Source organism: Streptomyces sp. NPDC032822 (genome assembly GCF_055578825.1).
The window spans coordinates 490,967-510,696 of sequence record NZ_JBVIOL010000001.1 but is presented as its reverse complement, the minus strand read 5'-3'; the positions used below and the strand labels follow the sequence as shown (position 1 = coordinate 510,696).

Sequence of the window (19,730 nt, the reverse complement as noted above, 5' to 3'; positions counted from 1 at the left end):
CCATGACCCAAGTACTGGACAAGCCCGTGGAGTTGCGGGGGACACCGCCCTCCCCCGCCGAGCGCACGGCCCGCCGCCGGACCGTCCTCGAATGGATCGCGATCCACTCCCTCGGCGTCGCCGCGGCCCTCTTCTTCACCCTGCCCTTCGTGTTCGTCTTCCTGACGTCACTCATGAGCGACTCCCAGGCCCTCAGCCGCGACCTGATCCCGCGCACCTGGGAGTGGGGCAACTACGCCAAGGTCTTCGACACCCCCGGCTTCCTGACCTGGTGGAAGAACACCCTGCTGTACGCGGGGGCCGGCACCGTCCTCACCGTGGTGTCGTCGATCCCCGTGGCCTACGCGCTCGCCAAGTTCCGCTTCCGGGGCCGCAGTCTGTCCCTGATGCTGGTGATCTCGATGATGATGCTGCCGCCCCAGGTCGTCGTCATCCCGATGTACCTGTTCTGGGCGAAGCAGTGGGACCTGTCCGGCACCCTCTGGCCGCTGATCATCCCGATGGCCTTCGGCGACGCCTTCTCGATCTTCCTCCTCCGCCAGTTCCTGATGACGATCCCGAACGAGTACCTGGACGCGGCGAAGGTGGACGGCTGCGGGGACCTGCGCACTCTCCTGCGGGTCGTCCTCCCGATGGCGAAACCGGGCATAGCGGCAGTCGCCCTGTTCCAGTTCTTCTACGCGTGGAACGACTACTTCGGCCCGCAGATCTACGCGTCCGAGAACCCGGGCGCCTGGACGCTCAGTTACGGCCTGGAGTCCTTCAAGGGCGCGCACCACACCGACTGGAACCTCACCATGGCCGCGACCGTGCTGGTCATGGCCCCCGTGATCCTCGTGTTCTTCTTCGCCCAGAAGGCGTTCGTCGAGGGCGTCACGCTCACCGGAGTAAAGGGGTGAGGACACCCCAGGAAGCGAGGAACCCCGCAGTGAAACTCACCGTGGTCGGCGGAGGCTCGACCTACACCCCCGAACTCATCGACGGCTTCGCCCGGTTGCGCGACACACTGCCCGTCGAGGAACTCGTCCTCGTGGACCCCGCGGCGGACCGTCTCGACCTGGTGGGCGGCCTGGCCCGCAGGATCTTCGCCCGCCAGGGCCACCCGGCCCGCGTCATCACGACCACCGACCTCGACGCGGGCGTCGAAGGCGCCGACGCCGTACTGCTGCAACTGCGCGTCGGCGGCCAGGCGGCCCGCCGGCAGGACGAGACCTGGCCCCTGGAGTGCGGCTGCGTCGGCCAGGAGACGACCGGCGCGGGCGGCCTGGCCAAGGCGCTGCGCACGGTGCCGGTGGTCCTCGACATCGCCGAACGGGTCCGCCGCGGCAACCCGGACGCCTGGATCATCGACTTCACCAACCCGGTGGGGATCGTGACCCGCGCCCTGCTCCAGGCCGGCCACAAGGCGGTGGGCCTGTGCAACGTGGCGATCGGCTTCCAGCGGAAGTTCGCGGGCCTGGTCGGCGTCGCCCCCCAGGAGGTCCATCTCGACCACGTGGGCCTGAACCACCTCACCTGGGAGACGGGAGTACGCCTGGGCGGCCCGGAGGGCGAGGACATCCTCCCCGCGCTCCTCTCCGCGTACGGCGACACGATCGCCGCGGACCTGCACCTGCCCCGCCCCCTCCTGAACCGCCTGGGCGTCGTCCCCTCCTACTACCTGCGCTACTACTACGCGCACGACGAGGTCGTACGGGAACTCCGCACCAGGCCGCCCCGGGCAGCCGAGGTAGCGGCGATGGAACGACAACTCCTCCAGATGTACGCCGATCCCGCCCTGGACGAGAAGCCGGAGCTGCTCGCCGAACGGGGCGGCGCCTACTACTCGGAGGCGGCGGTCGACCTGGCGGCCGGACTGCTCGGCGGGGGCGGCAGCCCGTACCAGGTGGTGAACACCCCCAACCGGGGCACCCTCCCGTTCCTCCCCGACGACGCGGTGATCGAGGTACAGGCGACGGTGGACCGCAAGGGCACCACACCCCTGCCCGTACCGCCCGTCGACCCCCTCTACGCCGGCCTGATGGCACAGGTGACGGCGTACGAGGACCTGGCCCTGGACGCCGCCCTGCGAGGCGGCCGGGAGCGCGTCTTCAAGACCCTCCTCTCGCACCCCCTCGTCGGCCAGTACGAGTACGCCGAGACCCTCACCGACCAGCTGATCGCGCACAACCGGGAGCACCTCGCGTGGGCCTGACCGCAAGCGTCCTCGCCGTCGACGCGGGCAACAGCAAGACCGACGTCGCGGTCGTGGCGGCCGACGGAACCGTCCTCGCCACGGCCCGCGGCGGCGGGTTCCGACCCCCCGTGGTGGGTGTGGAGGCGGCGGTGGACAAGGTCGCGGACGCGGTGGGACGGGCCTTCACCAGCGCCGGAGTGACGTCGGTCGACCACGTCTCCGCCTGCCTGGCCAACGCCGACTTCCCCGTCGAGGAGGAGCGGTTGGCCGCCGCGTTGCACGCGCGCGCGTGGGGCGCGCGTGTGGAGGTCCGCAACGACACCTTCGCCCTCCTGCGCGCCGGCCTCACCGAACCCCGCGGTGTCGCCGTCGTCTGCGGCGCCGGCATCAACTGCGTCGGCATGCGCCCCGACGGCCGCACCGCCCGCTTCCCCGCGCTGGGCCGCATCTCCGGCGACTGGGGCGGCGGTTGGGGCCTCGCCGAGGAGGCCCTGTGGCACGCCTCCCGCGCGGAGGACGGCCGAGGCGCCCCGACCGCCCTCTCCGACACCCTCCCGGCCCACTTCGGCCTGCCCTCCGTGTACGCCCTGGTGGAGGCGCTGCACCTGGACCGGATCCCCCAGTCCCGCCGGCACGAACTGACCCCGGTCCTCTTCACGACGGCCGACTCGGGCGACACGACCGCCCGCGCACTGGTCGACCGCCTGGCCGACGAGGTCGTCACCATGGCCACGGTGGCCCTGACCCGCCTCGACCTCCTGGAGGAGGAGACACCCGTCCTCCTGGGCGGCGGAGTCCTGGCCGCACACCAGCCCCGACTGACCGACGGCATACGCGATCTCCTGGCGACCCGGGCCCCCAAGGCCGTACCCCAGGTGGTCACCGCGAGCCCCGTACTGGGCGCGGCCCTACTGGGCCTGGACCGAACCGGCGCGACCAGCCAGGCCCAGACCCGAGCCCGAACCCACTTCGAACCTGACCCGACACCACCACAGGCCGCCTGAGGGCCCCGCCCCCAGCCCCCCGGCCCCACGCCCACCCACCCCCCACCCCGGTCCGCCAAGAAGTAACCGCCCCTACGGGCCACACCCCCAGACGTCACCCACAGCCCCACGCCTCCCGGCAGCCACCCCCCAGCCTCCGACACCCGACACCCGGCATTTGGCACCCGGCATTTGGCACCTGTCACCTGGCACCTGGCACCCGCAGCCGCCAACGCACCGGAGTGGGTCGTGGCGGTGCGGCGAAGCCCGCCGCTTAGCTGGTCCCAGTACCGGCCCACTGTGGCAGCGGGCAGAGGGGCGCGACCCGCGGCGGGCTCGCCGTACCGCCACGACCCCGACCCCACAACGAACCCCGCAGCGGCCCCCACAACGAACCCCGCGGCGAACCCCGCAACACCCCCCGCAACCCACACCCGAGGGAACCGAAGCGATTCCGCCGGCGTATTCATGAGCAGGGGGCACACTGCGATCCGATCAAGATCCCCCCAAGGCCGGTGCGGATGTCAGTCCCGGCAGCGATACTTGCGCCGACGGATGACCATGGGGGAGGTCAAGTGACACACCCGCCGAAAAACAGCGCGGCACCACCGGCACTCGGCATGCCCACAATGCCGGCGGTTCCACCGCAATCCACACCACCCACGCGAAACGGAACCTCTCCTCCCCCACCGGCCCCACCCGGCCCACCGGCCCCGCCGACCCCACCCGCACCCCGCAGAACCGCCTTCGCCGAGGGCGTCGACCGCCTGCGCGCCGCCGCGACCACCGAACCCGGCCGCCTGCGCATCATCGGCGCCGTCCTAGCCCTCCTCGTCGTCGTGTTCGGCACCGTCACCGCCTGGCAGATGGCCGACCGCTCGACCGCCGCCGACGACGTCCTCAACAACAGCCAGCCGCTGAGTTCCGCCGCGGCCGACATATACCGCTCCCTCGCGGACGCCAACACCGCCGCCTCCAGCGGCTTCCTCGCCGGCGGCCAGGAGACGGCCGCCACCCGCGACCGGTACGAGAAGGACATCGACGCCGCCGCCGAGGGCCTGGTCCAGGCCGCCGCCAACTCCGACCCGAACTCGTCGGCCGCGGCGACCGTGGCGAGGCTGAACAAGCTGCTGCCGGAGTACAAGGGCCTGGTCGAGCGGGCGCGGACGTACAACCGCCAGGGCTTCCCGGTGGGCGGCGCGTACCTGCGGTACGCGAACGAGAAGATGCAGGAGGAGATGCTCCCGGAGGCGGAGGATCTCTACAAGAAGGAGAACGACCGACTGCGCGCCGACTACGCGGACGCGACCCCCTACCCCTGGGCGGCGATCGGCCTCGGCGTCCTCGCGCTCGCCGCGCTGGCCTGGGCGCAGCACCGCAACTACCGGCGGACGAACCGGGTCCTGAACCACGGCCTGGTGGCGGCGACCGCCACGACCACGGTGGTCCTGCTCTGGCTGATCGTCGGCCACAGCGTCGCCCGCGCCGCGCTGGACGACTCCTACGACCACGGCGTCCGCTCACTGAACGTCCTGCACGACGCCCGTATCGCCTCCCTGAAGGCGCGGGGCAACGAGAACCTGACGCTGGTGGCCCGCGGCGCCGAGACCGTGGCCGTGGGCGGCAAGACGTACGACGCCTACGACTACGACTTCGGCAAGGAGATGGACACCCTCGGCAAGGGCCTCGCCGAGGCGGAGAAGCTCGCCGACGACAAGACGGGCGAGCAGCCGGTGACCGAGGCCGTGGGCAACATGACGGAGTGGAAGAAGCGTCACGCCGAGGCGCGGACCCAGGACGAGAACGGCAACTACCAGGCCGCCCTGGACCGGGTGATAGGCGGCAAGGACGCCACCGGCGCGTGCTTCGACAGTGTCGACGCCAACCTCGCCCAGGCACTCGCGCATGAGAACACCGAGTTCGAGCAGGCTGCGGGTAACGGCTTGGACGCGATGACCGGGCTGACGGTGGGTGCTGCCGTCCTCGCGGTGCTGGGCGCGGCCGGCGCGGTCCTGGGGCTCGGCCGCAGGCTGTCGGAGTACCGGTGAGAGGAGGGGGTGTGATGATGCGGCGGTGGATGCGGGAACGACGTCCGCGGGCCGGCCTGAAGGGCTGGGGCGGGGTCGGTGCGATGGCGGTCGTCTGCGCCCTGGCGTTGACGTTCGCGCTGCTGCTGCCGGTGATCGGGCAGGGCGGTGGTGACGGCAGCACGGGCACCGGCGGCCCGGGGCTCGCGTACGGCAGTCAGGCACGCGCCGAAGGGGGCTGCACCACGGACGCGATGGCGAAGGCCCCCGAGAAGCAGACGCTGTCCCCGTCAAGCGCGGACGGCGGCACCATCGACGCGATCAAGGCCCGGGTGGGCGAGAAGCGCAAGCTGATCGTGGGCGTCGACCAGAACAGCTACCGGTGGGGCTATCGCGACCCCAACAGCGGCCAGGACGCGGCTCTTGAGGGCTTCGACATCGACCTGGTGCACCGGATCGCCCAGGAGATACTGGGCGATCCGAACGCGGTCCAGTTCAAGGCGATCCCCACCGACCAGCGCATCCCGGCGATCAAGGACGGCCGGGTCGACATGGTGGTCCGCACGATGACGATCAACTGCGCGCGGCTGGCCGATGTCGCCTTCTCCGCACCGTACTTCAAGACGGGCCAGCAGGTGCTGGCCGCCAAGTCGTCCACGATCACGGGCTACGACGGCTCGCTGGCGAAGCAGCGGATCTGCACGGCGACGGGGTCCACCGCCAACACGGCCCTGGTCAACGCCCAGAAGGACGGCGACCTGGCCGCGTCGGCCGATCTGCGGACCACGGTCCCGAACCAGTTGGACTGTCTGGTGCGGCTCCAACTGGGCGAGGTGGACGCCGTGGTGACGGACGGCGCGCTCGCCGCGAGCCAGGCCGCGCAGGACCCGACGGTGGAGCTGAAGGGCGAGGCCTTCACCGACGAGTACTACGGCGTGGCGATGAAGAAGGACGCCGACGATCTGGTACGCCGGGTCAACCAGATCCTGGTGGACTACCGCAAGGACACCGCGGACGGCTGGCAGGCGTCGTACGACCGGTGGCTCTCGGCGACACTGGGCAAGGATTCCTCGACCTCGGAACCGCCCGCACCGGAGTATCTGCGCACGAGCTGACCACACGTCCACGCCTGCTGACGGCACCTCAAAAGCTGCCCGCACACTACGTATCGAGAGGTGATCGATGGGCGTCACGGACCCCGCCGGGCCGGTGATGGACCGGGACGAGGTGGACCGTGCGCTGGCGCGGCTCGGCGCGGAGTACGAGGCCATCGAGACCTCGCTCCTCGCCCTCCAGGACCACGCGGGCCGCAGGCTCCTCGAAGGCGCCGAGCTGACCGGTGTCACCAAGGAGCGCTGGCGGGCCGCGGACGCGTCGATCACCCTGCTGTGGGCGTACTTCGACGCCTACACCGATGCCCTGCGTTCCGCCCGTGGCATCCGTTCCCGCCGCCGCTGGTCGAGCCGCGAGGACCTGGTGGAGCTGACCGAGCTGCTGCGCGGCGAGTCCGTCACGGTCGCGGGGTCCGCCACGGCGACGGCCAACGCGCCGACCCTGCACGGCGGTTCGAGCAAGCTGAGCGAGCGGTTCTCGCTGGTGACGCTGGTGGACCGGATGAACGAGCTGTACGCGACCTCGCTGGACATGGTCGTGGCGTCCGACGCGGTCTGGTCGGCGCTGCCCGCCCGGATAGACCTGCTGGCGGCGGAGCTCCGGCGCACCCGTACGCTCGCCCACTCCGTGGGGGTCCGTCCGGGCGAGCACCCGGCGGGCGACGACCTGGAGCACATCACGGGCACGCTGACGCGTCTGCGGGAGCAGGTGGTGTCGGATCCGCTGGCGTTCTGGGTGCCCACGCCGGGGAGTTCGGCACCGGGCGGCGGCCGGCCCGACACCACGGTGTACGACCGTGAGGCGCGCGCCCTGGAGGATGTGCGCCGTGAGATCGACGCCGTGCTGACGGTCCGGCAGGACGCGGAGACCCGGCTCGTGCGGCTGCGGGACGTCCTCTCGCGCGCGGACCGCACCCTCGCCGAGGCCCGCAGCGCGCGCGGCGAGGTCCTCGCGAAGATCGCCGCCACGGAGGTGCCGGTGGTGGGCGGCCCGCCGACGGTCCTCCAGGAGCAGTTGGCGACGGCCGCCGAGTACCGCAGACACGCCCAGTGGCACCGCCTGTCACCGCTCCTGGAGTCCCTGGAGCAGAAGGCGGAGGACGAACTGCTGCGCGCCCGCGAGTCGTTGTCCGCGGTCACCCAGCCCCTGGCGGTCCGTGCGGAGCTGCGCGGCCGCCTCGACGCGTACAAGGCGAAGGTCGCCCGGCACGGCCTGGCGGAGGACGCGTTCCTGGTGGAGCGGTACGACGCGGCCCGGCGGATGCTGTGGAGCGCGCCCTGCGATCTGCGGGTCGCCGAACAGGCCGTGCTGCGCTATCAGCACGCGGCCCGCGAACTGCTGGCCGCCCCGCGGGTGCCGGAGCAGCCGGGCGAACCCGAAAACGGCGGGGACGGCAGGGGGGCCGGAGCGTGAGTGACGAAGAGGGGGACGGTGGCGTCATGAGTCAGGCACAACAGCCCTGCCAGCGGCCCGGCTGCGAGGGTTCGTACGAGGACGTGGGCGGCGGCGAGCTGTACTGCGACACCTGCGGTCTCGCCCCGGTGGTCTCGTCGACCGGGATGGTCGGTTCGCCGCCCACCGGGATCACGGCCGGCGGCCGGGGCTCGTCGGGCAGTACCGGTTCCCGTGCCAGCAGCCGTGGTTCGCGCAGTACGCGCGGTACGACGTCGCAGTCGGCGAAGTCCCGGCGCTCGGTGTCGGGCCGCCTGTCGCGCTCGGTGTCGGGCGGGCCCACGAACCGGTCGGTGTCGGTGCGCAGTTCCGGTTCCAGCGCCGGGTCCTCGGCGCGCGGCCGGCTGGGCGCGGGCCTGGTCGAGGTGCCGGGTGTGCCGCGGCCCGACCCGCGGGGGATGGTCCTGGAGAACCCGGAGGTGCCGGAGCGCAAGCGGTTCTGCTCGCGCTCCGACTGCGGGGCGCCGGTGGGGCGTTCGCGCGGCGAGCGGGCCGGGCGCACGGAGGGGTTCTGCACGAAGTGCGGGCATCCGTACTCGTTCGTCCCGAAGCTGAAGTCCGGCGATGTGGTGCACGGCCAGTACGAGGTCGCGGGCTGTCTGGCGCACGGCGGGCTGGGCTGGGTCTATCTGGCCGTGGACCGCGCGGTGTCGGACCGCTGGGTCGTCCTCAAGGGTCTCCTGGACACCGGTGACCAGGACGCGATGGCCGCCGCGATCTCCGAGCGGCGCTTCCTCGCGGAGATCGAGCACGCCAACATCGTGCGGATCTACAACTTCGTCGAACACCTCGACCAGCGCACCGGCTCGCTCGACGGCTACATCGTGATGGAGTACGTCGGCGGCAAGTCCCTCAAGGAGATCGCCAACGCCCGCCGTACGCCCGACGGCAAGCGGGATCCGCTGCCGGTGGAGCAGGCGTGCGCGTTCGGCATCGAGGCCCTGGAGGCGCTCGGGCACCTGCACAGCCGCAACCTGCTCTACTGCGACTTCAAGGTCGACAACGCGATCCAGACCGAGGACCAGCTCAAGCTGATCGACATGGGCGCGGTGCGCCGGATGGACGACGACGAGTCGGCGATCTACGGCACGGTGGGCTACCAGTCGCCGGAGGTCGCCGAGGTCGGCCCGTCGGTCGCCTCCGACCTGTACACGGTCGCCCGTACCCTCGCCGTCCTCACCTTCGACTTCCAGGGCTACACGAACGTCTTCGTGGACTCCCTGCCCGACCCCGACAACATCGAGGTCTTCCGCCAGTACGAGTCGTTCTACCGGCTGCTGGTCCGCGCCACCGACCCGGACCCGGCCCGCCGGTTCGCGTCCGCCCAGGAGATGTCGGACCAGCTGACGGGCGTGCTCCGGGAGGTCGTCTCGCTCCAGTCGGGCCGCGCCCGCCCGGCTCTGTCGACCCTGTTCGGCCCCGAAGTGCGGGTCACGGACGCGGAGTTGTTCCCCAAGCTGGACGGTGAGGTGTCGCGGCTGGGGGCGCGGGTCGTACGCGGCCGGCGTCCCGCACCCGCGGGCCCCGCCGAAGCCGCCCCGCCCCCCGGAGCCGGGCACCCCGGCGCCCTGCCCGCTCCGCCCGCCCTGCCGGCCGGCCTGGTCAAGACCGCCAACGCCTCCGCCGCCGGACTCGCGCTGCCCGTCCCGCACGTCGATCCGTCCGATCCCAACGCCGGGTTCCTGGCCGGCCTGATGGCGACCGCGTCCGCCGAGCTGCTGGGGGCGCTCGCGGCCGCTCCGGCCCACTCGACGGAGACCCGGCTGCGGCAGATCCGGGCCTGGCTGGAGAACGGGGACGCGCACACCGCGCACCAGGCCCTGCTGAAGCTGGAGGAGGAGCGGCCCGACGACTGGCGGGTCGTCTGGTACCGGGGCGTCGCGGCCCTGGTCACCGGCGACCACGAGGCCGCCGCGCTCGGCTTCGACGCGATCTACGACGCCTTCCCCGGCGAGATCGCCCCCAAGCTGGCCCTCGGCCTGTGCGCGGAGGTGCTCGGCCAGCTCGACAACGCCGCCGAGTACTACCGTCTCGTCTGGTCGACCGACCCCAGTTATGTGAGCGCCGCCTTCGGTCTGGCCCGCGTCCAGCTCGCCACCGGCGACCGGCGGGGCGCCGTACGGACGCTGGAGTCGGTACCGGAGTCGTCCATCCATTACACGGCCGCGCGGGTGGCGGCCGTCCGGGCGCGGCTGCGGCAACGCGCGGTGGTCGCTTCCGACGTACCCTTCCTGGACGATCTGACGGCGGCAGCCGCACAGGTCGAGGCCCTGGAGGCGTACGGTCTGGACCCGGCGCGGCGTGAGCAGTTGTCGGCGGAAGTCCTCGGCTGTGCGCTGGACTGGATACTCTCCGGTGGCCAGGGTTCCGCCCCTCCCCCAGCCGCCGGGGGTCGGGTACTGCTCGGCAGTGGCCTGGACGAGCGGGGCCTGCGCTTCGGCCTGGAGCGTTCGTACCGCACGCTGGCCCGGCTGGCGTCGGGCGGCGAGGAGAGGATCGACCTGGTGGAACGTGCCAACCGTTACCGCCCCCGGACATGGGTGTAGTTGATGTCGCAGATGCCCCAGCAGACCGCCCTGTCGAGGTGTCCCGGTTGCGAGGAGCCCCTCGAATCGGGTGACCGTTTCTGCGGTGCGTGCGGATACGACCTGTCCGCCGTACCGGCCCGGCCGGGCGACCACCCGACCATCGCCATGAACGGCGGCCTGCCGCTGCCGCCGGACGGTGCTCCCGGCCTGCCACCGGCCGCACCACAGCAACAACACCAGCAACCGCAGCCGCAGCAGCCCTTCGCGGGCTCTCCGGTGTCCCCGGCCTCCGGCGTGCGCTTCGACCGGCCGTCGGAGCCCGACGACTATCCGCTGCAGGCGCCCGATCCACGGATGGCCGAGGTCCCGACCCCGCCCGAGGGCGTCAAGGTGTGCGTGGCCTGCCGCGCGGGCCGGGTGGACAGCGACGGCTACTGCGAGAACTGCGGGCACGCCCAGCCGCGTGAGCGTGATCACATGGAGCTGGACTTCGGTCCGGTCGCCGCCGTCAGTGACCGCGGTCTGCGCCACCACCGCAACGAGGACGCGTTCGGCCTCGGCTGTGCCGCGCTGCCCGACGGCTCGACGGCGGTCGTGGCGATCGTCTGCGACGGGGTGTCCTCGGCCACCCGTCCCGACGACGCCTCGCTGGCCGCGTCCCGCACCGCCACCGACTCGCTGCTGGCCGCGCTGCCGCACGGCACGCATCCGCAGCAGGCGATGCACGACGCGATCGTCGCCGCCTCGCACGCGGTCAACGCGCTGGCCGACGAGCCGGCCACGGCCCTGGAGCAGGCCCCGCACCAGAACGCACCGGCCTGCACCATCGTCGGCTCGGTGGTGACGCAGGGCCTGCTGGTCGTCGGCTGGGTCGGCGACAGCCGCGCCTACTGGGTGCCCTTGGACCGCGGCGCTCCCCCGGCCCGGCTCACCGAGGACGACTCGTGGGCCGCGCAGATGGTCGCCGCGGGTCTGATGAACGAGGCGGAGGCGTACGCCGACGAGCGCGCCCACGCGATCACCGGCTGGCTCGGCGCGGACGCCTACGAACTGGAGCCGCACACCGCTTCCTTCAAGCCGGACCGGCCGGGTGTGGTGGTGGTGTGCAGCGACGGGCTGTGGAACTACGCGGAGGCGGCCGAGGAGATGGCCGAGGTCCTGCCGCCGGACGCCGCCGTACGCCCCCTGCACAGCGCCCGCGTCCTGGTGGGCCACGCTCTGGACGGCGGGGGCCACGACAACGTAACAGTGGCCGTCGTGCCGTTCCCGGCCCCGCCCCAGGGGGCAGGATCGGCCTGAAGGCTGCACACGGGGAAGTTTCGGACGGGCCGGTGGGGACCGGTCCGTCCACAGTCGTCGTCCCGCCTGGGCGGGGTTCGAGGGGGATGTGAGCAGGCATGGCCAATTTCTCGAAGTCCAATGTGCCGCAGTTCTCGGTGGACGTGTACCAGAACGAGTACCTGCCGGAGGGCGGCCGTGAGGTCAACGCGATCGTCACGGTGACCGCCACCGGCGGCGGCACGATCGGCTCCGCGGTCGCGGCGCCGAACCTCTACGCGCCCGGGGAGGGCCCGTCCGCGGCCGTGGTGATCATGGTCGACTGTTCGGGCTCGATGGACTACCCGCCGACCAAGATGCGCAATGCCCGGGATGCCACGGCCGCCGCCGTCGACACCCTGCGCGACGGCGTGCACTTCGCGGTGGTCGGCGGCACCCACGTGGCCAAGGAGGTCTACCCGGGCAACGGCCGGCTCGCGGTCGCCGACGCCGCCACCCGCGACCAGGCCAAGCAGGCCCTGCGCAGGCTGAGCGCCGGCGGCGGTACGGCCATCGGCACCTGGCTGCGGCTCACCGACCGGCTGCTGGCCTCCGCGGACGTCGCGATCCGGCACGGCATCCTGCTCACCGACGGCCGCAACGAACACGAGTCGCCCGAGGACCTGAAGGCCGCCCTGGACACCTGCGCCGGTCGCTTCACGTGTGACGCGCGTGGAGTGGGCACCGACTGGGAAGTGAAAGAAGTCACAGCGATAGCCTCCGCGCTGCTCGGCACGTCCGACATCGTCGCCGACCCGGCGGGCCTGGCCGCCGACTTCACGCAGATGATGGAGACGGCCATGGGCAAGGAGGTCGCGGACGTCTCGCTGCGGCTGTGGACGCCGGTCGGCACCACCGTGAAGTTCGTCAAGCAGGTCGCGCCCACCGTCGAGCAACTGACCGACCGCCGCACCGAGTCGGGCCCGCGCGCCGGGGACTACCCCACCGGTTCCTGGGGGGACGAGTCCCGTGACTACCACGTGTGCGTGGAGGTTCCGGCCGCCAACGTGGGCCAGGAAATGCTGGCCGGCCGCATCTCGTTGGTCGTCCCGCAGCCCGACGGCAGCACCCAGGCGCTGGCCGGCGCACAGGGGTTGGTGAAGGCCGTGTGGACCGACGACATGGTCGCCTCGACGTCGATCAACCCCCAGGTCGCCCACTACACCGGCCAGGCCGAACTGGCACAAGCCATCCAACAAGGGCTCGATCTCCGCAAATCGGGAGACTTCGACGGAGCGACGGCCAAACTGGGCAGGGCCGTTCAGCTCGCGAGCGCCTCGGGGAACGCGGATACTGCGAAACTGCTTGCGAAGGTGGTGGACGTCGTCGATGCCGCGACAGGTACTGTGCGACTGAAGGCGAAGGTCGCGGAGGCCGACGAGATGACTCTCGAAACCCGGTCCACAAAGACTGTTCGTGTAAAGAAGTGACTGTGTAAGACCCCGTTACGACTGAGCAAGACCGAGTAGGACACAGAAGGAGAGGGGGACGCGCCGACATGCCGACCTGCCCGAACGGACACCAGTCGGGTTCCGACGACTGGTGCGAGGTCTGCGGTCACCGCATGGCGGGTGCCGTGCCTCCGCCCCCTCCGCCGCCGCCCCCGGGCGGGGGCTACGGCTTCCCGCCCCCGCAGGGCCAGGGTGCCCAGCCGGGTCAGCCCGGCGGTCGTGCGCCCGAGCCGGAGCTGTGCCCGCAGTGCCGTACGCCCCGTGAGGGCGGCGCTCCGTTCTGTGAGGAGTGCCGGTGGAACTTCCTGACGAACACGGCGACTTCGTACACCCCGGCCGCACCGCACCCGCAGGCGCCCGGCCCCACCCCGGCCGCGCGCTTCCAGCAGCAGCCGGGTCCGTCGTACGGCGGCGGTGACGCCTACGACTACCAGGGCTCGCGCCCCTCGCAGATGAACCGCCCCGCCGAACCGATCCCGCCGGGCCCGCCGTACGGCAACGGTCCGTCGGGCCCCGGTGGCCCGGGCGTTCCGCCCCCTCAGAGCGGCTACGGCGCCCCCGGTGGCCCCGGCACCCCTCCCGGCCCCGGCGGCACCCAGGGCGGCTACGGCGGCCCGGGCAACCCCAACGGCCCCGGGGGTCCGGGCGGCCCGGGTGCGCAGGGCGGCTACGGCTACCCCGGCGGTCCCGGCAACCCCAACGGTCCCGAGGGTCCCAACGGTCCTGGCGGCCCCGGTGGCCCGGGCGGCCCGGGTGCGCAGGGCGGCTACGGCTACCCCGGCGGTCCCGGCAACCCCAACGGTCCCGGCGGTCCTGGCGGCCCCGGCGGCCCCGGCGGCCCGGGAGCGCAGGGTGGCTACGGCTACCCCGGCAACCCCAACGGCCCCAGCGGTCCTGGCGGCCCCGGTGGTCCCAACGCCCCCGGCCCGTTCGGCGCCGACCCGTCGCGGCCGGTCCCGCCGCCCCCCGGCCCGACTCCGCACGGTGGCCCCGGTGGACCTGGCGGGCCCGGCGGACCTCAGGCCCCGCAGGCGTTCCACCAGCCCGGTCAGGGTGGCCAGCCCGGCCAAGGTGGTCAGCCCGGTCAGGGTGGTCCCGGTGGCCCGCCCGGATTCCCGCAGGACCCGAACCGGCAGCAGCAGGGCGGCCCGCCCTTCGGCGGCGGTGGCGACGACTGGGTGCTCCCCCCGCCCGGCGGCCAGGGCGGCCCGGGCCAGGGCCAGGGCCCCGGTCAGGCCCCCGGCGGTGGCTACGGCTATCCGCAGCAGGGCTCGACCCAGGCCCCGCCCGCCCCTCCCGGCCCCGGCTACCCGCAGCAGCCGTCCACCTGGACGGCGACCATCGGCCCGGACCGCGACTACTTCATGGCGATGATGCAGCGCTCAGGACCCGAGGCCGCGGGGCTCAACCTGCCCGCGTTCTCGCCCGAGCAGCAGCGCACGCTCACCGGCAACCAGATCACCATCGGCCGCCGCCGGCACTCCACCGGGGACACCCCCGACATCGATCTGGCGGTGCCGCCGGAGGACCCGGGCGTCTCGCACCAGCACGCGGTGCTGGTCCAGCAGCCGGACGGATCCTGGGCGGTCGTCGACCAGAACTCGACGAACGGTACGACGGTCAACGGCTCCGAGGAGCCGATCCAGCCCTTCGTGCCGGTCCCGCTCCAGGACGGCGACCGGGTGCACGTCGGCGCGTGGACGACGATCACCGTCCGGCGCGGATAGCGCGGGACAGGACCGCTCAGACCGGCAGGGGCCAGGCGTAGGGCCCCTCCGGCTCGTCCAGCCAGGCCCACTCGCGGGTGCCGCTGACCGTGATGCCGTAGCGCTCGCGGGGCGGCCGTCCCTCGCGCCGCCACAGCGCGTACGCCTCCTGCGGGTCGAGGCTGCCCCGGGTGAGGGCGAGCAGGAACCGGAACAGTTCGTGGTTCCTGGCCCCGCTCGGCACCCCGCCCAGCGGGGCGCGCTCCGGTTCGAGACCGCCGCCGCGCAGCCGCACGAAGTAGGCGGGCGTGTGCAGGAAGCGTCCCTCGGCCTGTCCGGGCTCCCCCACCGTCAGCGTGATCAGGCCGGTGGCGAGCGGGGTGAGGATGCGGGCGCCGGGGCGGCACTGGGTGAGCCAGGCGGGCGGGATCGACGGCAGGGTGCAGGTCGCGATGATCCGGTCGAAGGGCGCGCGTTCGGGCACTCCGCGGGTGCCGTCGCCGGTGACGACCACGGGGTGGTGTCCGGCGGCGGCCAGGTGCCGGCGGGCCGTCTCGGTGATCTCCGGTTCCAGGTCGACGGTGGTGACCAGGCCGTCGTCGCCGAGCCGGTGCGCGAGCAGCGCCGCGTTGTAGCCCGTGCCGGCGCCGATCTCCAGGACCCGGTCGCCGTCCCTCACCCGCAGTTCCGCCAGCATCATCGCCATCAGCGAGGGCTGGCTGCTGGAGGAGACGAGTTCGCCGTCGCGCAGCCGGGTGGCCAGCGGGGCGTCGGCGTAGGCGCCGCGCAGCCAGCGTTCCCGGGTCCGCGGGTCGGGGCTCTCGCCCCAGCGCCGCTCGTGTCCGCCGCCGACGCCCACGTAGTAGTACGGCACGAACAAGTGCCGCGGCACCGCCTCGAACGCCTCCCGCCACACCGGGTCGGCCGCCCAGGCCCCGCTCGCGTCGATCTCCCGCACCAGCGCCGCCCGCGCGGCGGAGGCGAGGCCCTGCGGATCCCTGTCGAGAGCGTGCGCGCTCATACGTCCACTGTGCACCCTGGACGGGCCTGGTCCTAAGCCTTGAGTCCTGGGCCCTGCCGTCTGAGACCATGGACGGGTGAAAGAGATCCGGCGCGGCACGCTTCAGGAGCAGACCTTCTATGAGCAGGTCGGCGGGGAGGAGACCTTCCGCCGCCTGGTCCACCGTTTCTACGAGGGTGTCGCCGAGGACCCGATCCTGCGGCCCATGTACCCCGAGGAGGACCTCGGCCCGGCCGAGGAGCGCTTCGCGCTGTTCCTGATGCAGTACTGGGGCGGCCCGACGACGTACAGCGACAACCGCGGCCACCCGCGCCTGCGGATGCGCCACGCGCCTTTCGCCGTGGACCGTGCGGCGCACGACGCCTGGTTGAAGCACATGCGGGTGGCCGTCGACGAGTTGGGGCTGTCGGAGGAGCACGAGCAGACGCTGTGGAACTACCTGACGTACGCGGCGGCCTCGATGGTGAACACCGCCGGCTGACAAGCGAACGCCCTTGACCGGCAAGGTCGTTGAAGACCGGATTCCGGTCGTCCGACCCCGTATTCCGATCACGATCCGGTCAAGTCCGACCGTGAAGCGCTTACCCGCGGCCCGTCCCCTCTGACACCATCGCCCGGAGATCTCGACAACGGGGGACGACCGGAACGGCGGGGGGCCGGCGGGTGACGGGGTGGGGCGGAGCCGTGCGGTTCGTCGTTCTGCGTGCCCGCGCGCACCGGCTGCTGCCGGCCGCGGCCCTGCTCACCGTCCTGCTGACCACGGCCGTCCTGGCAACCCTCGCCGCCTACTCGGGCGCGATCGGCGACGCGGCCCTGCGCCACTCGCTCCAGGACCCGCGCAACGCCGTCGACACCGCGCTGATCGTCAAGGCCGACGTGCCGGCCGCCCAGCGCACGGCCGCCGACACCGCCGTACGGGACGCGGCCCGCAGGACCTTCGGCGGGCTGCCGGTCACCGTGCGGACCCTGCCCCGGTCGGGCCCGTACGCCCTGCCGCGCTCCGTGCAGCCGCCCGCCGAGCGCTCCGGGGACCCGGATCTGACCTACTTCGCGGCCCTGGACCGGACGCAGGTGCGGCTGGTCGCCGGACGGCTGCCCCGCAGTGGCGAGCAGGCCGTCGAGGTGGCCCTCCCGCAGACCGCCGCCCGGCGGCTCGGCCTGGAACCCGGCGCCCGCCTCACCCTCACCGACCGCCTCGGCGGCCCGAAGGCGCGGGTCACGGTCACCGGCCTCTACCGGCCCACGCAGGCGGACGCGCCGTACTGGAAGCTGGACGACCTCGGCGGCCGGGGGATCAAGCAGGGCGACTTCACGACGTACGGTCCCCTGCTCGCCGATCCCACCACGCTGACCGGCGGGGCGGTGAGCGCCGGGCCGTCGGCCTGGCTGGCGTCGGCCGACTTCTCGACGCTGACGACCGGGCGGATCGACGCGCTGCGTGAGGCGGCCCGCGCGGAGAGCGCGGCGATGCGGGGGAAGCCGGTGCTCAGCGGCATCACCGTCGCCTCCACCGGCCTGCCCGAGGTCCTCGACCACGTCGACCGTTCGCTGCTGGTCTCCCGCTCCACCCTGCTGATCGTCGCGCTCCAGCTGGTGCTGCTCGCGGCCTGTGCGCTGCTGCTGGTGGCCCGGCTGCTGAGTACCGAACGCACCGGTGAGACCCGGCTGTTGCTGGCCCGGGGCGCCTCCCGACGCCGGGTCGCGGGCCTGGCCGCCCTGGAGGCGCTGCTGCTGTCGGTCCCCTCGGTGGTGTGCGCGCCGCTGCTCGCGGGGCCGCTGACCCGACTGCTGGCCGGGCAGGGTCCGCTGGCCCGGATCGGGCTCCACCTGGACGTGCCGGCGGGGGGACGCGCGGGGGTGTGGCTGGTGGCGGCGGGGGTGGCGCTGGGCTGCGCGCTCGCGGTGACGCTGCCCGCGCTGACCTCGTCGTTCGCCACCGGGCGGGCGCGGGCGCTGCCCTCCGCGATCCGGGCGGGCGGCGATCTCGGGCTGCTGGCGGTGGCCGCCGTCGCGTACTGGCAGCTCGACCGCCAGACCTCCGGCGCCGTGACCGCCACCGCCACCGGCACGCTCGGGGTCGATCCGCTGCTGGTGGCGGCGCCCGCGCTGGCGCTGCTCGCCGGCACGGTGGTGACGCTGCGGCTGCTGCCGCCGGTGGCGCGGCTCGCGGAACGCCGGGCGGCCGGCGGGCGCGGGCTGACGGCGGCGCTGGCCGGCTGGCAGATCGCCCGCCGCCCGATGCGCGGGGCCGGGCCGGTGCTGCTGCTGGTCCTCGCCGTCGCGCTGGGCATGCTGGCGATCGGGCAGGGCAGTTCCTGGGACCGCTCGCAGAACGACCAGGCCGATTTCCGCGCCGGGGTGCCGGTGCGGATCCTCGCCGCCGGGGACGGCGGTCTGGGCCGCACCGACGAGTACGCGGCCGTACCGCACGTACGGCAGGTCGCGCCCGCCGCACGCGCGGAGGTGGCGCTGTCCGCGAACCGGACCGCGACCGTCCTCGCGCTGGACACCGCGCACGCGGCGGACGCCCTGCTGCTCCGCCCCGACCTGGCGTCCGAGCCGATAGGGCCGCTGCTGACCGGCCTGGGTCCGAAGAACGGGTCGGCGGGCGCGAAGGTGCCCGCGGGCACCGCCCGGCTGCGGCTGGCCGCGACCCTGCGCGGCTCCGCGGACCCGGCCACGACGGCGGACGTCACCCTCACCCTCCAGGACCGCTACGGCACCCCGTACCGGGTCCCGGCCGGCGAACTGCCCGCCGACGGCCGCCGCCACCCGCTGGAGGTGGACGTCCCGTCGGGGCCGCTCACCCTCACCGCGGTGGAGCTGGTCGTGCCCCAGCCGATCGACCGCGCCGAGCGACACCGTCTGGTGATCGAGGAGTTGGCGGCCGTCGCCGAGGACGGCGGTGTGCGGCGGCTCCGGCCGCCCGCCGCCTGGCGGGTCACCTCGGCCGGCGACGCGGAGGCGGCGGGACCGGACGAGCGCACCAAGCCGACCGCGCCGCGGCTGACCATGCCGTCGGGGCTGCCGGCGGTCGACTACGGCACGGGATACATCCCGGCCGAATACACCTGGGTCACCTCGTCGTTGACGCTGCGCCTCCAGGTCGCGCAGCCCGCGCCGCCCGCCGTCACGGCCGTGGCGACCGACCGCTACCTCGCCTCCGCGGGCGCCCGCATCGGACAGCGGGTGGACCTGGCGTTCGGCGGCGGGACCGTGCCCGTGCGGATCGTGGCGTCCGTGCGCGAGCTGCCGACCACCGAGGAGTCCACCGGCGGGGCGCTGCTGGTCGATCTCCGGTCCGTGAACCGGGTGTTGGAGGCGCGGCACGCCGAGACCCTCGCGCCCACCGAGTGGTGGCTGCGGACCACGCCGGGCCAGGAGGCCGTGGCCGCCGCGGCGTTGCGGGCGCGGCCCGACACCGATCCGGCGCAGGTGGTGGTGCGCGACGAGCTCGCCGAGCAGCTGCGCGACGACCCGTTCGGCGCGGGCCCCGAGGCCGCGTTCGCCGTCGCGGCCTCGGTGGCGGCGGCGCTGGCCGCGGTCGGGTTCGCGGTCAGCGCGGCGGGTTCCCTGCGGGAACGGACCGCCGAGTTCGCCGTACTGCGCGCCCTGGGCACACCACGCCGGCGGCTGGCCCGCACGATCGCCGTCGAGCAGGGCGTGCTGGTGGGTCTCGCGCTGCTGGTGGGCACCGCACTGGGCGTGCTCCTGACCCGGGCCGTGGTCCCCCTGATCGTCCTGACCTCCGAGGCGGCCCGGCCGACGCCCGCGGTCCTCGTCGAACTGCCGCTCGGCGCCGTCGCCGTACTCCTGGCGGCCGTGGCGCTGCCTCCGGTCCTGGTCACGGCGGCGCTGGCGGTACGGCGGGCCGATCCGGTCACGTCGTTGCGGGAACAGGGGGGCGAGTGAGTTGAGGAGGGTGAGCGGGGCGGACGAGGGGGGCGCGGCGAGCG

At 73.4% G+C, this 19,730-nt stretch carries 14 protein-coding genes; 12 read left to right on the top strand and 2 right to left on the bottom strand.

Features of this window, described 5'->3' with window-relative positions:
- Positions 1-2 precede the first annotated feature (2 nt).
- The 6 genes from ACZ5VD_RS02535 to ACZ5VD_RS02510 all read left to right on the top strand — a co-directional run bounded on the left by ACZ5VD_RS02535 (position 3) and on the right by ACZ5VD_RS02510 (position 7,712).
- Positions 3-899 carry a carbohydrate ABC transporter permease gene (locus ACZ5VD_RS02535; protein WP_468550434.1) on the top strand — a complete coding sequence of 299 codons (897 nt, stop codon included), beginning with the start codon at positions 3-5 and terminating at the stop codon, positions 897-899.
- A 29-nt stretch (positions 900-928) separates the two neighbouring features.
- Positions 929-2,194: a 6-phospho-beta-glucosidase gene (locus ACZ5VD_RS02530; RefSeq protein WP_468680310.1), complete on the top strand. Its 1,266-nt coding sequence runs from the start codon at positions 929-931 to the stop codon at positions 2,192-2,194.
- Entirely contained in the window at positions 2,185-3,180 is a 996-nt protein-coding gene (locus ACZ5VD_RS02525) for an N-acetylglucosamine kinase (protein ID WP_468680308.1), read from the top strand. The genes ACZ5VD_RS02530 and ACZ5VD_RS02525 overlap by 10 nt, the downstream gene beginning before the upstream one ends.
- Before the next feature lie 608 nt (positions 3,181-3,788).
- Positions 3,789-5,207 (top strand): hypothetical protein, encoded by a 1,419-nt coding sequence (locus ACZ5VD_RS02520; protein ID WP_468550437.1) that lies wholly within the window; start codon positions 3,789-3,791, stop codon positions 5,205-5,207.
- Positions 5,208-5,236: 29 nt separating this feature from the next.
- Complete coding sequence (locus tag ACZ5VD_RS02515; RefSeq protein WP_468550614.1) at positions 5,237-6,301, top strand: glutamate ABC transporter substrate-binding protein; 1,065 nt, start codon at positions 5,237-5,239, stop codon at positions 6,299-6,301.
- A 67-nt stretch (positions 6,302-6,368) separates the two neighbouring features.
- Entirely contained in the window at positions 6,369-7,712 is a 1,344-nt protein-coding gene (locus tag ACZ5VD_RS02510; RefSeq protein ID WP_468680306.1) for a hypothetical protein, read from the top strand.
- A gap of 31 nt (positions 7,713-7,743) precedes the next feature.
- Here ACZ5VD_RS02510 and ACZ5VD_RS02505 read toward each other — a convergent pair whose 3' ends face one another.
- Positions 7,744-8,034 carry a hypothetical protein gene (locus ACZ5VD_RS02505; protein WP_468550439.1) on the bottom strand — a complete coding sequence of 97 codons (291 nt, stop codon included), beginning with the start codon at positions 8,032-8,034 and terminating at the stop codon, positions 7,744-7,746.
- Positions 8,035-8,044: 10 nt separating this feature from the next.
- Here ACZ5VD_RS02505 and ACZ5VD_RS02500 point away from each other — a divergent pair, with 10 nt between their 5' ends.
- The 4 genes from ACZ5VD_RS02500 (at position 8,045) to ACZ5VD_RS02485 (ending at position 14,774) form a co-directional block, all read left to right on the top strand.
- Complete coding sequence (locus tag ACZ5VD_RS02500) at positions 8,045-10,297, top strand: serine/threonine-protein kinase (protein WP_468680304.1); 2,253 nt, start codon at positions 8,045-8,047, stop codon at positions 10,295-10,297.
- Positions 10,298-11,578 carry a PP2C family serine/threonine-protein phosphatase gene (locus ACZ5VD_RS02495; protein WP_468680302.1) on the top strand — a complete coding sequence of 427 codons (1,281 nt, stop codon included), beginning with the start codon at positions 10,298-10,300 and terminating at the stop codon, positions 11,576-11,578.
- A gap of 98 nt (positions 11,579-11,676) precedes the next feature.
- A complete protein-coding gene (locus tag ACZ5VD_RS02490) occupies positions 11,677-13,026 on the top strand; it encodes a vWA domain-containing protein (RefSeq protein WP_468550442.1) in 1,350 nt (449 codons plus the stop codon).
- Positions 13,027-13,094: 68 nt separating this feature from the next.
- A complete protein-coding gene (locus ACZ5VD_RS02485; RefSeq protein ID WP_468680300.1) occupies positions 13,095-14,774 on the top strand; it encodes an FHA domain-containing protein in 1,680 nt (559 codons plus the stop codon).
- A gap of 16 nt (positions 14,775-14,790) precedes the next feature.
- On the opposite strand, the gene ACZ5VD_RS02480 is transcribed toward ACZ5VD_RS02485, so the two are convergent.
- A complete protein-coding gene (locus ACZ5VD_RS02480; protein ID WP_468550444.1) occupies positions 14,791-15,774 on the bottom strand; it encodes a methyltransferase domain-containing protein in 984 nt (327 codons plus the stop codon).
- Between the two features lie 76 nt (positions 15,775-15,850).
- Between ACZ5VD_RS02480 and ACZ5VD_RS02475 the strand changes: the two genes are divergently transcribed.
- Positions 15,851-16,255: a globin gene (locus ACZ5VD_RS02475; RefSeq protein WP_468550445.1), complete on the top strand. Its 405-nt coding sequence runs from the start codon at positions 15,851-15,853 to the stop codon at positions 16,253-16,255.
- Between the two features lie 203 nt (positions 16,256-16,458).
- Complete coding sequence (locus ACZ5VD_RS02470; RefSeq protein ID WP_468680298.1) at positions 16,459-19,686, top strand: FtsX-like permease family protein; 3,228 nt, start codon at positions 16,459-16,461, stop codon at positions 19,684-19,686.
- Positions 19,687-19,730: the final 44 nt, after the last annotated feature.